The 12,767-nt window shown below is 67.4% G+C and carries 13 protein-coding genes and 1 pseudogene; 9 read left to right on the forward strand and 5 right to left on the reverse strand.

The window, feature by feature from the left end; translation table 11 throughout:
- Window positions 1-3 precede the first annotated feature (3 nt).
- The 4 genes and pseudogenes from ACM0PY_RS13495 to ACM0PY_RS13510 form a co-directional block, all read right to left on the reverse strand.
- Complete coding sequence (locus ACM0PY_RS13495; protein WP_134970828.1) at window positions 4-1,209, reverse strand: efflux RND transporter periplasmic adaptor subunit; 1,206 nt, start codon at window positions 1,207-1,209, stop codon at window positions 4-6.
- Window positions 1,206-2,459 carry a TolC family protein gene (locus ACM0PY_RS13500; protein ID WP_180883642.1) on the reverse strand — a complete coding sequence of 418 codons (1,254 nt, stop codon included), beginning with the start codon at window positions 2,457-2,459 and terminating at the stop codon, window positions 1,206-1,208. The genes ACM0PY_RS13495 and ACM0PY_RS13500 overlap by 4 nt, the downstream gene beginning before the upstream one ends.
- Before the next feature lie 56 nt (window positions 2,460-2,515).
- Complete coding sequence (locus ACM0PY_RS13505; RefSeq protein WP_180869771.1) at window positions 2,516-2,854, reverse strand: hypothetical protein; 339 nt, start codon at window positions 2,852-2,854, stop codon at window positions 2,516-2,518.
- 167 nt (window positions 2,855-3,021) lie between these two features.
- Window positions 3,022-3,105 (reverse strand): annotated as a pseudogene (locus ACM0PY_RS13510) (RidA family protein); the annotation flags it as partial.
- Between the two features lie 134 nt (window positions 3,106-3,239).
- Between ACM0PY_RS13510 and ACM0PY_RS13515 the strand changes: the two are divergent.
- Window positions 3,240-3,860, forward strand: coding sequence for a hypothetical protein (locus ACM0PY_RS13515; RefSeq protein WP_180883644.1), 621 nt, complete (start codon window positions 3,240-3,242; stop codon window positions 3,858-3,860).
- A gap of 76 nt (window positions 3,861-3,936) precedes the next feature.
- On the opposite strand, the gene ACM0PY_RS13520 is transcribed toward ACM0PY_RS13515, so the two are convergent.
- Window positions 3,937-4,326, reverse strand: a complete 390-nt coding sequence (locus ACM0PY_RS13520) for a RidA family protein (protein WP_134972322.1) — start codon at window positions 4,324-4,326, stop codon at window positions 3,937-3,939.
- Window positions 4,327-4,434: 108 nt separating this feature from the next.
- Here ACM0PY_RS13520 and ACM0PY_RS13525 point away from each other — a divergent pair, with 108 nt between their 5' ends.
- From ACM0PY_RS13525 to uvrD, 8 genes are all read left to right on the forward strand, one after another.
- A complete protein-coding gene (locus ACM0PY_RS13525) occupies window positions 4,435-5,328 on the forward strand; it encodes a LysR family transcriptional regulator (RefSeq protein ID WP_134972323.1) in 894 nt (297 codons plus the stop codon).
- 165 nt (window positions 5,329-5,493) lie between these two features.
- The gene (dnaQ, locus tag ACM0PY_RS13530; protein ID WP_134972324.1) at window positions 5,494-6,003 is read left to right on the forward strand and encodes a DNA polymerase III subunit epsilon; all 510 of its coding nucleotides are present in this window, start codon (window positions 5,494-5,496) and stop codon (window positions 6,001-6,003) included.
- A gap of 322 nt (window positions 6,004-6,325) precedes the next feature.
- Window positions 6,326-6,562 (forward strand): 50S ribosomal protein L28, encoded by a 237-nt coding sequence (rpmB, locus tag ACM0PY_RS13535; RefSeq protein WP_005411638.1) that lies wholly within the window; start codon window positions 6,326-6,328, stop codon window positions 6,560-6,562.
- 10 nt (window positions 6,563-6,572) lie between these two features.
- Window positions 6,573-6,740 (forward strand): 50S ribosomal protein L33, encoded by a 168-nt coding sequence (rpmG, locus tag ACM0PY_RS13540; RefSeq protein ID WP_169411268.1) that lies wholly within the window; start codon window positions 6,573-6,575, stop codon window positions 6,738-6,740.
- A gap of 483 nt (window positions 6,741-7,223) precedes the next feature.
- The gene (locus tag ACM0PY_RS13545) at window positions 7,224-7,472 is read left to right on the forward strand and encodes a hypothetical protein (protein WP_180883646.1); all 249 of its coding nucleotides are present in this window, start codon (window positions 7,224-7,226) and stop codon (window positions 7,470-7,472) included.
- A gap of 128 nt (window positions 7,473-7,600) precedes the next feature.
- A complete protein-coding gene (gene cls / locus ACM0PY_RS13550) occupies window positions 7,601-9,019 on the forward strand; it encodes a cardiolipin synthase (RefSeq protein WP_049471149.1) in 1,419 nt (472 codons plus the stop codon).
- Between the two features lie 45 nt (window positions 9,020-9,064).
- A complete protein-coding gene (locus ACM0PY_RS13555; protein ID WP_134972325.1) occupies window positions 9,065-10,486 on the forward strand; it encodes an FAD/NAD(P)-binding protein in 1,422 nt (473 codons plus the stop codon).
- Between the two features lie 9 nt (window positions 10,487-10,495).
- Window positions 10,496-12,688: a DNA helicase II gene (uvrD, locus tag ACM0PY_RS13560; RefSeq protein ID WP_134972326.1), complete on the forward strand. Its 2,193-nt coding sequence runs from the start codon at window positions 10,496-10,498 to the stop codon at window positions 12,686-12,688.
- The last annotated feature ends 79 nt before the right edge of the window (window positions 12,689-12,767 follow it).

Below are 12,767 nucleotides of genomic sequence, written 5' to 3' on the forward strand. Positions count from 1 at the left end.
TCCTCAGTGGCCGTGCTCGGCTTCGCCCTTGGCCAGCTCGGCCTTGAGCAGGAAGGCGTTGGCACCGACGATGCGCTCGTTGCCGCTCAGGCCACCGAGGATCTCGATGCGGTCACCGGCACGGCGCCCGGCCAGCACTGGCTGCGCCTTGAAGCCACCTTCGACGGCGATGAACACCGCGCTGCTTCCATCGACGTTCTGCACCGCATCGGCGGGCACGCTGAGCGAGCCGTCCTGGCCTTCGGTGACCACCACGGCCGATACCGGCGAACCGGCCGGCGGCAGCGATGCATCCACCGGCGTGGCGCGGATCACTGCGACGCCACCCTGCTGCCGTACATCGGCGGCCGAACCGGTGACGGTAGCGGTGAAGCTGCCACCCGGCACGCTCACTTCCAGCGTCATGCCGGGCATGACCTGTGCAGCCAGCGCTGGCGGTGCGGTGAACACCAGCTCGTTCATCGACGGGTCGGCGACGTCGGCCACCGCACTGCCGGCGGCGACCACACCGCCCGGCGTGACCTGCACGTTGCCGACGATGCCGGCCACCGGGCTGGTGATGCGCACGCGTCCACTGGCATCGGGCGCACCGTTGGCGGCGGCCTGTGCCTGTGCGGCAGCGGCCTGGGCCTGTGCCGCCAGCGAACGCGCACGCGAGGCTTCCAGCTCCTGGCGGGCGACCACGCCCTGGTCGACCAAGGCCTTGTCGCGGCCATAGGCCAGGCGTGCGGCCTCGGCTTCGGCGGATGCGGCCAGCGCATTGGCGCGGAACACGGCTGCCTCGCCACTGACCACGATGGCCAGCGCCTGGTTCTGTTTCACCGCCGTGCCCGGCGCGACCAGCACGCGCTCGACGCGGCCGGTCACGGTCGAGGCCACCGAGGCACGGGCACCGACCGAGGGTTCCACCCGACCGGCGAGGCGGGTGGAACCGCCACCGCCACGGCCGACGGCAACCACTTCGATACCGGACGCCTTGATCTGCTCGGGCGTCAGCTGCACCACGCCTTCGTCGGCGTCAGCAGGCGCCTTCGCGATTTCTGCCTTGGCTTCCTTGCTGCTGCCGGCGTGGCCATGGCCATCGTCGGTGCCGGCCTTGGCCGCAGCGGGGTCTTCATTGGCAGGCGTCTGCGCGTTGCCGGCGCAGCCGGCCAGCAGCACAGTCAGCAGCATGCCGCCGATGAGCGGAAAAGTACGGGAGAGAGTCATGGGGCCTCCACAAAGGGTGCGCGCCCTTCAAGGCGGGCAAGATCGATTTCCGCGCCGACGCGCGACAGGCGCGCATCCACGGCGGCGGCGCGGGCGGCGATAAGAGCGCTGCGCGTGCTGCGCAGTTCCAGCTGCGAGATGCGTCCGGCGTCGAAGCCGATGCGGGCCAGGCGATACGCCTCTTCGGCGGCGACCACGCTTTCATCGGCGGCGCGGGTTCGGCTGCCGGCGGCCTTCAAACCGGCCACGGCCGAGAGGCGTGCCGCCTCGCTGTCGCGGCGCTGCTGGTCCAGGCGCGCCTCGGCCGCGCGCTGGTCGGCATTGGCGGCGCGGATGCCACCGCGGTTGCGGTCGAACAGCGGGATGCTGATGCTGACACCGAGGTTGTAGGCACGCTCGCCGCCTTCGCGGAAGCGTGTCTGCGCGGCGGTGACGCTGAGGTCGGGCAGGGCGCGCTTGCGCTCCACCTCGACCAGTTTGCCCGCCGCATCGGCTTCGGCTTCGGCGATGCGCACGGCCAGTGCTACATCGGTGGCACCGCGCGGCAGCGGCGGCGCACGGTCGAGCAGGCTGTCGTCGATCGACTGCACCGGCGCATCCAGCAATGCAGCACCGGCCAGGCGGGCCAGCGCGGCATCGCGGAAGGCCTGCGCTTCATCCAGCGCGGCGTTGGCGTTGGCCACTTCGCTCTGCGCCTGCACCGCGCGCAGTTGCGGTTCGCGGCCCTGCTTGACCATCGCGTTGACGGCGTTGGCGTCATCGCGGGTGATGCTCAATGCCTCTTCGGCCAGGGTGTAGCGGCGCAGTGCACTTTCCGCCTGTGCGTAGACCACCGCCAGCTGGCTGGCCACGTCGCTGCGGCTCTGCGCGCCACGCAGGTTGGCCGCCTGTGCCTCGGCGCGGGCCGCACGGACGCGCGCGCCACGCTGGCCCCAGACCTCCAGTGGCTGGGACAGGGTGAGCACAGTATCGGCCCTGCCCATGCCGCCATAGGAGCCGGTGCCCCAGGCATTTTCGGCGGAGTAGGAGAGGGAAGGGTTGGGCAACGCACGGGCCTGGTCGGCGCGCGCATCGGCGGCCTCGGCCAGCGCCGCACCGACGCGGGTGCCGGGCAGCTGGTCCAAGCGTTCAAGCAGGGTGTCATAGGAAGGGGCGGCTTGCGCCATCACCGATGCCGCCGGGGCCAGGCCCAGCAACACGGCGACGACCCGCCCGGCCGCACGCAGCGACCGAGGTGTCAGGATCGACATAGGGGGATTCCGGTTGTGAGTGAAACGGGAGCCCGCAATCGCGGGACGCGCTCAACTCACGCCCGGGGGGGACGCGTCAATTCATCCTGGGCGACCGCATAGGTCGCCGCGTCGCCGGCATTCATCCAGCGCGCCGGCAGCGGCGCACCGAAGGCGGCAAGGGTGCTGGCCGGCAGGCTCAGGTTGGAGTGGTGGCAGTGGTTGTGGCTGCAGGCACCGGCGTGCTTGCTGTCACTGTCACCCTCGGCATCGTTGGTGTTGCTTTCCACGTGCACCGCAGTGGTGTCGTGCGGTTCGACCGCGCAGGCCAGCACGTCGGCTACCGGCACGACCACGAATGCCGCCATCAGCAGCAGCATCAGGTACGTACGCAGTTGGCGGGTGATCCGGCGCATGGAAGGGAGGCTAGCAAGCGATTTTCGCCGGATACAATATCAATGGCCGCCTCGGGAATTCGTCGGAATCTCCCGTTCAGGTGGACCGGGCACGGGGTCGGATCCCTTTCCTCCGGAAAGGGCTCTGACCCCACCGCGTTGCCGGCCAGCGGCCGGCACTACCCGTGTCACGGCAGCTTCGCGATCACCTTGATCTCGAACTGGAACCCGTACAGCCAGGTCACGCCGATGCCGGTCAGGGTCGGGAGGCGGACGTTGCCTTGCAGATCGCACCGGCTCCAAGCCATGCGTACCAGCGCCTGCTTGTCGGGATTGGCTCTTGGTGGGAAAGGCCGGGGCGGGGACAATTCCGAAACACGCCCCGGAAGCCCAGGGAATCGACCAGATGAACTACTACGCGCTATCCCAGGCAAATCCGCCAGGATGCCCCTCGTACTATCTGGACGCTCAGCTTCACGACAGGTTCTATCCTTTCCATCCTGCTGTTTCCCATGGCCGATTCCCTTGGTACGCCAGGGCCAGAACTGACATGGCACGGGTCTTTACAGACCCCATGGTGCTGGTTGGCCCTGAGGCGAGTCATTCCCATGACATCGTCCGCATTACCTCGCACATTTACGTTGCAAGCCAGAAGTTCCTGGAAGCCTGCCTGAAATTTGATGCCAAGATGATCGACTTCAGGCGCATTCCCCATGTTTCAGAGGAGGGATGGACGACTTCAAAGAGCGAGTACAGTGCCATCATCTTCCATGAGACCTGCCTCTCCTCCGTCGCCTCTGAGGAAAACCAGATGGCGTATAGCAAGTATGGAGAGTCTCGCAGGATCAAGAAGCTGCGCGTAAAAAGCTCCTTCAATGAACATTTGTTCCGGCTTGAGAACATGGAAGGCTCTAGCAATACCTTGATCTGCTCGGAGGACTTTCGTGCTCACGTTGGCGATAGTCTCAGCGGCGTTGAATTTGTCGATACCACTGATGCGGAATGGCCGCGAATCAAGCCGATCTGACTCACCCGACGATGTGGAAGTAGGCGAGCGTAGCTCAACGCCCGTCGTTGTCGGCCAGCGGCCGGCACTACCCGGGTCACGGCAGCTTCGCGATCACCTTGATCTCGAACTGGAACCCGTACAGCCAGGTCACACCGATGCCGGTCAGGGTCGGGTGCGGCGCCTGGCCCCAGTACTCGGGCACGATCGCCCAGGCCTTCTCGAAGTTCTTCTCCGGATCGACCAGGAACACGGTCACGTCGATCACGTCATCGAACGTGCAGCCTGCGGCAGCCAACACCACATTGAGATTCTCGAAGGCGCGGCGCACCTGGGTTTCGAAGTCCGGTTCGGGCGAGCCGTCCTCGCGGCTGCCGACCTGGCCGGAGACGAACAGGAAACCGCTGGATCGGATCGCCGGCGAGTAGCGGTTGCGCTCGTACAGGGCCTGGCGGCCGGTGGGGAAAACGACATCACGCTGTGACATGGGAAGGAATCCGTGGGAGAGAACGCCATCCTCCGCGCCAGTGCTGTCTGGATAAACCGCGATGATCAGCCTAGATTGATTGCCAATCCCAAACAATCATGGCCCGCCATGGACCGTTTCGAGGCGATGCGGGCCTTTGCCCGCGTGGTGGAAACCGGCAGCTTCACCCGCGCCGCGCAGACCCTGCAGATCAGCCGCACCACGGTCACCCAGCTGGTGCAGCAGCTGGAGGCACACCTGCGGCTGCGCCTGCTCAACCGCACCACGCGCCGGGTCAGCGTCACCGCCGACGGTGCGGCCTACTACCCGCGCATCGCCCGCCTGCTGGCCGAGCTGGAAGAGGTGGAGGGCGGGCTGGGTGACGCAGCCAGCCAGCCGCGCGGCCGCCTGCGGGTGGATGTGCCCGGACCCTACGCGCGGTTGCGGCTGGTGCCGGCACTGCCGGATTTCCAGGCGCGCTACCCGGAGATCCAGCTGGACATCGGCGTCAGCGACCGCGAGGTTGACGTCATCGCCGACAACGTCGACTGCGTGATCCGCGGCGGCACCCCGGCCGACCCGGCGCTGGTGGCGCGGCCGCTGGCGGCGCTGCCGATCGGCTTCCACGCCAGCCCGGGCTATGTGCAGCGTTTCGGCTTGCCGACCGATCCGCGCGCGCTGGAAGGGCCGGACCACCACATGGTCGGCTTCCTCAGCCCGCGCAGTGGCCGGGCGCGGGTGTTCACTGCACAACGTGGCGATGAGCGCATCGAGGTGCAGGGCCGCTACACGGTCGGCTTCGACGACGGCAACGCCTATCTGGCGGCCGCGTTGGCCGGCCTGGGGGTGGTGGCGCTGCCCAGCTACATGGCCGCGCCGCACGTGGCGCGCGGCGAATTGCTGCCGCTGCTGCAGGACTGGCAGCTGCCACCCATGCCGATGCACGTGATGTTCCCGCCGAACCGGCACATGAGCCAGCGGCTGCGGGTGTTCATCGATTGGGTGGTGGAAGCGTTGGGGTGATGCACACGCACCTGTAGAGCCGAGCCCACGCTCGGCTGCTTCTCGCTCCAACGCTCAAGGCCCGCGCTTCGCGCGTGAGCCGAGCACGGGTTCGGCTACAGGGAGGGCTTCCTGCTGCAGGCATGCGAAAATCATCGCGGCACGCAACAGGAACCATCGCCACGCATGAATCGCATCGTCGCACTGGACACCGAAACCACCGGCATCTCCCACCGCCTGGGGCACCGCGTGATCGAAATCGGTGCCGTCGAACTGATCGACGGCCAGCTCAGCGGCCGCCAGTTCCACACCTACCTGCAGCCGCAGCGCAAGGTGGACTGGGGCGCACAGCGCGTGCATGGCATCAGCGATGCGATGCTGGTGGGCAAGCCGCTGTTCTCCAGCAAGGCCGCCGAACTGCTGGACTTCCTGCGCGGCAGCGAGATGGTCGCGCACAACGCCACCTTCGACGTGGGTTTCCTGGACAACGAGCTGCGCCTGGCTGGCATCCCCGGCACGCTGGCCCAGCATTGCCGCATCACCTGCAGCCTGAAGCTGGCGCGCGGGCGCTGGCCCGGCCAGGGCAACAAGTTGGACGATGTGCTGCAGCGCCTGCGCATTCCCAGCCAGCGCGGCCTGCACGGCGCGCTGAAGGATGCCCATCTGCTGGCCCAGGTCATCCCGCACCTGCGCTGAGCCGGCCCGGTCATTGTCGTAGAGCCGAGCCCACGCTCGGCTCAGGCGTTCCGGGACGCAGCAGCCGAGCATGGCTCGGCTCTACAGGGGGCGATCGCCGTGTTCAGTCCCCAGCCTGTGGGTAACTTGCGCAAGTGCTTGAACCGGTGCATAATGCGCGGCTCGCTGTGTCCGGTTTTCTGCCGGGCGGCGCCCCCGGGAGCACGTCCCCGGTCGCCCAACGCCAGCGTAACCCTTTGATTCTCTTGACGTGTGGTGGGCAACCATCGAGGCCGCCGTCTCCCGGGCTACGGGCTGACAACTACTACTATCGAGGTGCGCAATGTCCCGCGTATGCCAGGTTTCCGGCAAGCGAGTGCAGACGGGTAACAACGTCTCGCACGCCAACAACAAGACCCGTCGTCGTTTCCTGCCGAATCTGCACGAGCGCCGTTTCTGGGTGGCCAGCGAGAACCGCTGGGTCAAGCTTCGTGTTTCCGCGCATGCACTGCGCACCATCGACAAGAACGGCATTGATTCCGTTCTGGCTGAGCTGCGTGCGCGCGGCGAAAAGGTCTGAGGAGTAAAGCATCATGGCAGGCAAGCGCGATAAGGTCCGTATGATTTCCTCGGCCGGTACCGGCCACTTCTACACCACGGACAAGAACAAGAAGAACACCCCGGGGAAGATGGAATTCCTGAAGTACGATCCGGTCGTGCGCAAGCACGTCCTGTACAAGGAAGGCAAGATCAAGTAATCCGCACGGATTGCTGATCCCCGCGAAGAAACCCGCCCTTGTGGCGGGTTTTTTCATGTCTGGCACTTCCCCCTGGTGGGTGCCGACCCTGGTCGGCACTGCCGCACTCCCTGCGCACGCTGTCGCCAATGACGCCCTGCGCGGAATGATGGGCCGAATGCGATAAGTGATTGTGTATACCGGTTCCGGCTCTTCGTGCGCTCCAAATCAATTGGAATCACAGGCGTGGCCGTGCCCAAGATGGCAAGCCGCTGCAGTTGCAGCGGTCGGGCTTGCAATCCCGTGAAGTCAATCAATCAGTAGACTCGCCCGCCGTCGCCGGAGATCCCTCCGGCGACGGTTGGTGACCTATCCGCCTCTATGGCGGACGGTGCGTGGGGGCCTCGCGCCCGCCGGTTCGTTTGCTCATTGATTGCTTCCCGGTATTGCAACCACGCATCGTCCGCCACCTTCACGGTGGCCAGATCCGTTGAAGGAGGTTGCATGAACACCCCATCACACCGGCAGGACCTGGAACTGGGCTGGCTGCGCCTGCAGCGCATGCTGGAAGGCATCGAGGGCATGGCGCTGCTGCTGTGCGACCACCACCTGGCACTGGCCAACGGCGCACCGCCGACGCTGCCGGAGGCGCAGCTGGAGCGGGCCGCGCAGGCGATCGCCTGCATGGCGCTCAACGGCCGCCGTCACGCCGAATCGGTGCGGCAGCTATGCGAGGTGCCAGTGCGGCATTGAGGCTCTCCCTTGTAGAGCCGAGCCCACGCTCGGCTGCTCCGCTGTCGGGCCGAAAGGCAGTCGAGCATGGCTCGACTCTACAAATCCTGCTGGGCAGAATGGCCCATCACCTCCCGACGGGCGATACGATGCTGTTCGAGTGGTTGCTGGGTTCCTACCTGCTGCTGATCGACTGGCTGATCCGGCTGGTCGCGCTGTGCTGGATTCCCACCCGCACCACGCCGGGTGCGGCGCGCAGCTGGCTGCTGCTGGTCGGCTTCGTGCCGCTGCTGGGCCTGCCGCTGTATCTGCTGTTTGGCCACCCGTGGCTGTCACGCGAACGCATCCGCCGCCAGGCCGAGGCCTCGCAGGTCATCCGCGAGGAACAGGCGCTGCAGCACCGCCTGCGCTGGACCCCGCAGCCGGATACCGCAAGCGCCGAGATCGTGCCGCTGGTGCAGCGCCAGGGCGACTTCATGCCGGTGCACGGCAATGCGGTCGATCTGCTGACCGACTACGACGAATCGCTGCACACGCTCATCGCCGACATCGACCAGGCCGAAGACCGCGTGCACCTGCTGTACTACCTGATGTTCGACGACGCGGTGGGCGAGGCCATCGTCGAGGCACTGCAGCGTGCCGCCGCACGTGGCGTGCAGTGCCGTGTGCTGCTCGACGCGGTGGGTGCCAAGCGTGGCCTGCGCGCCTATCGCAAACGCCTGGAAGCTCGCGATATCGAAGTGCGTGCGATGCTGCCCGGTGGCCTGCGCTGGCGCCGCAGCGGCCGCATGGACCTGCGCAACCATCGCAAGATCGCGGTGATCGACAACGAAGTGGCCTATGTCGGTTCGCAGAACCTGGCCGGCCCGCAGTTCGTGCCCGGCCACCCGAACCGCGAGCTGGTGGCGCGCGTGCGCGGCCCGGCGGTGGCGCATCTGGAAGCGGTGTTCGCCAGCGACTGGTACATGGAAACCGGCCAGCGCCTGGACGTCATCGCCGATGTGCCCGAGTGCAGCGACGACATCGCCACCCAGCTGCTGCCCAGCGGCCCCGCCTATCCCTACAGCAACGCACGCGATGCGGTGGCGGCGCTGATCCACCTGGCGCGGCGCCGGCTGGTGATGGTCACCCCGTATTTCGTGCCCGACGAAGCCACGCTCAGCGCCTTGCGCATTGCGGCCTTGTCCGGCGTGCAGGTGCAGCTGATCCTCTCGGCCAGCAACAACCAGCGGCTGACGTCGTGGGCGCAGGAGGCCTACTACGACGAGCTGCTGCGCTGTGGCGTGCGCATCGCGCTGTACGAGCCGCAGTTCCTGCATGCCAAGCACATGAGCGTGGACGAGGACATCGCCGTGCTCGGCTCGATCAACATGGACATCCGCTCATTCGCGCTGAATGCCGAGATCGGCCTGGTCTGCTACGACCGCGCGCTGGTGCAGCAGCTGTGTGCGATCGAGGATGGCTACCTGCGCGAGTCGCGGCAGCTGGACCTGCAGCAGTGGCGCAGCCGCCCCACGTGGCGGCGCAGCCGCGAAGGCATCGCACGGCTGGCCGATGCGTTGATGTGAGGCGGCGGCAATCGCCCGCTTCGGCAACCCGGCCCGTCATCGCCGATGGCCTACAATCGGCGCATGACTGATTCACCGCGTAATGGCGAACTGGACCTGGCAATCATCGGTGGTGGTGCGGCCGGGGTGCTGGTGGCGATCCAGGTACTGCGCCAAGCCAAGGCGCCACTGGCGTTGGCCATTCTCGAACCGGCTTCGCAGCTGGCCCAGGGCATCGCCTATGCCACGCCGTGGCCGGAGCACCTGCTGAACGTGCCGGCGGCGAAGATGAGTGCGTTTGCCGACCAGCCGGGCGATTTCCTCGACTACCTGATGGCCGCCAACGCCTACCCGGGGCAGGCGCGCGAGGTGCTGGGCGAGCGTTACGTATGCCGCCACTACTTTGCGGCGTACCTGCAGCAGCGCCTGCAGGAGGCCGCTGCGGCCAGCCCGGCGCAGCTGCAGGTGATCGCGCAGCCGGTGCTGGGCCTGCAGCCGGATGACCATGGCTACCGGCTGACACTTGGCGATGCCCAGGCGCTGCACGCCGTGCAGGCGGTGCTCGCCACCGGCAACAGCATGCGGCCGCTGCCGGTGGCCGGTGCCGAGGCACTGCCCGCCGATGATGTGATCGAGGCCTGGGACTACGACGGCGTGCGTACCCTGGCCGGTGAGCAGGCCGTGGCTATCGTCGGCTCCGGCCTGAGCATGGCCGACACCGTGCTGGCGCTGGTCGCCGCCGGCCACACCGGCCCGCTGCACGTGATCTCGCGCCATGGCCTGCTGCCGCTACCGCATGCGCATGGCGGCCTGCCCACGTTCGACCCAGCCACGCTGCTGCAGATGAACCTGCGCCAGCGCCTGCGCGCGTTGCGCGGGTTTGCGCGCCAGGCGCAGGCCGACGGGCTGCCGTGGCAGGGCGTGATGGACCGCATCCGTCCGCATGGACAGGCGCTGTGGTGCAGCCTCGACGCGGCCGACCAGCGCCGCTTCCTGCGTCATGTGGTGCGCTACTGGGACGTGCATCGCCACCGCATCGCCGAAGAGGTCGACGCACAGCTGCAGGCGCTGATCGAAAGCGGCCAACTGCGCATTCACCGGTCCCGCCTGCAACGCGTCGGCCGCGAAGGCGATGTCCTGCGGCTGTCGGGTCGCGATGCCAACGGCAATGAACAGCACTGGACGATCAGCGGCGTTGTCAACGCCACCGGCGTGGAAACCCGCGCCAGTGCGCTGCGCAATCCGTTGCTGCAGCAGCTGCAGGCCGAGGGCCTGGCTCGCCCCGGCCCGCATGGGCTGGGCTTGGACAGCACGGTGCCGGGCGACCGCCTGCGTGCTGCCGGTGGCCAGCCGCAGGCACGGCTGGGCGTGCTCGGCAGCCTGCGCATCGGCAGCCTGTGGGAAAGCCTGGCGGTGCCTGAACTGCGTCAGCAGGCGCAGGCGCTGGCCAGCCAGGTGGTCGCAGGAGCCGCGACGGCGATGCCGTAAAATGGAGGCATGGATGTCTCCCACCTGCTTGATGGCCTGAACCCGGCCCAGCGCGAAGCCGTCTCCGCTCCCCCCGGCCACCACCTGGTGCTGGCCGGTGCCGGTTCCGGCAAGACCCGCGTACTCACCCACCGCATCGCTTGGCTGCATGAAGTCGATGGCGTGCCGACCCACGGCATTTTCGCGGTGACCTTCACCAACAAGGCGGCCGGCGAAATGCGCCACCGCATCGACGCCCAGCTGCCCCATGGCAGCCGTGGCATGTGGATCGGTACCTTCCACGGACTGGCCAACCGCCTGCTGCGCCTGCACTGGCAGGACGCCAAGCTGCCAGAAGGCTTCCAGGTGATGGACTCGGACGACCAGCTGCGGCTGGTCAAGCGCGTGGTGCAGGCGCTGGAGCTGGACGACGGCAAGTACCCGCCCAAGCAGATCGCGTGGTGGATCAACGCGCAGAAGGACGAAGGCCGCCGCCCGCAGCACATCCAGCCCGAACCGCACGATGCGTGGCTGGAAACCATGCGCCAGGCCTACATCGAATACCAGGCGCGCTGCGACCGCGCCGGCCTGGTCGACTTCGCCGAGCTGCTGCTGCGCGCGCATGAACTGCTGCGCGACAACCCGGCCCTGCTGGCGCATTACCGCGCCCGCTTCCGCGAGATCCTGGTGGACGAGTTCCAGGACACCAACGCCATCCAGTACGCCTTCGTGCGCGTGCTGGCCGGCGATTCCGGCCACGTGTTCGTGGTCGGCGACGATGACCAGGCCATCTACGGCTGGCGTGGCGCCAAGGTCGAGAACGTGCAGGGCTTCCTGCGCGACTTCCCGGGCGCACAGACCATCCGCCTGGAGCAGAACTACCGCTCCACCGCCAACATCCTCGGCGCCGCCAACGCGGTGATCGCGCACAACCCGGATCGCATCGGCAAGCAGCTGTGGACCGACAGCGGTGACGGCGAGCCGATCGACCTGTACGCGGCGTACAACGAGATGGACGAGGCGCGCTACATCGTCGAGCGTGCCCGCCAGTGGGTGCGCGACGGTGGCAGCTACACCGAAGTGGCCGTGCTCTACCGCAGCAACGCACAGTCGCGCGCGCTTGAAGAGGCGCTGCTGAGCGAACAGGTGCCGTACCGCGTGTACGGCGGCATGCGCTTCTTCGAACGTGCCGAAATCAAGGACGCGCTGGCTTACCTGCGCCTGCTGTCCAACCGCAACGATGACGCCGCCTTCGAGCGCGCGGTCAACACGCCTACCCGGGGCATCGGCGACCGCACGCTGGACGAAGTGCGCCGCGAGGCGCGCGCCCAGGGCATCTCGCTGTGGGAAGCAACGATGCTGGTCACCCAGGGCAACGCGCTGGCCGCACGCGCGCGCAATGCACTGGCCGGCTTCCTGGGGCTGGTCAACGAGCTGCAGGCGCAGACCGTGCACATGACCCTGGCCGAGCGCGTGGACCACGTGCTGGCCCGCTCGCAGCTGCGCGAGCACTGGAGCAAGGAAAGCCGCAATTCGCTGGATTCGGAATCGCGCACCGACAACCTCGACGAACTGGTCTCGGTCGCTTCGCGCTTCGTGCGCCGCGCCGACGACATCGAGGAAGTGGGCGAGGACATGGACGAGCTGGTCGCGTTCCTGGCTTACGCCGCGTTGGAGGCCGGTGAAGGCCAGGCGCAGGCGGGCGAGGACGGCGTGCAGCTGATGACCCTGCACTCGGCCAAGGGCCTGGAATTCCCGCTGGTGTTCCTGGCCGGCCTGGAGGAAGGCCTGTTCCCCAGCGCACGTTCGCTGGAGGAAAGTGGGCGTCTGGAAGAAGAGCGTCGGCTGGCCTACGTGGGCATTACCCGCGCGCGCCAGAAACTGGTGCTGAGCTATGCCGAATCGCGCCGCATCCACGGCCAGGACAACTACAGCCTGCCATCGCGCTTCCTGCGCGAGATTCCGCGTGAGCTGCTGCACGAAGTGCGCCCGAAGGTGCAGGTCTCGCGTCCGGCCTCGCTGGGCAGCAGCCGGGTGATGGGCCATGCCTCCATCGAGTTGCCACCGATCAAGCTCGGCGCACTGGTCACCCATCCCAAGTTCGGCGAAGGCATGGTGACCGACTACGAAGGCAGCGGCGCCCACGCCCGCGTGCAGGTCGAGTTCGCCGACGCCGGCAGCAAGTGGCTGGTGATGGCCTACGCCAACCTGACGGTGATCTGATCACCGTCGAGGGGTCGGATCCCTCCCGCAGGGAGGGCTCTGACCCCATCGCGGGGAAGCTCAGCCGCACGTATGGGGT

Source organism: Stenotrophomonas sp. BR163 (genome assembly GCF_047520985.2).
In the GTDB taxonomy this organism is placed as follows: domain Bacteria; phylum Pseudomonadota; class Gammaproteobacteria; order Xanthomonadales; family Xanthomonadaceae; genus Stenotrophomonas; species Stenotrophomonas sepilia.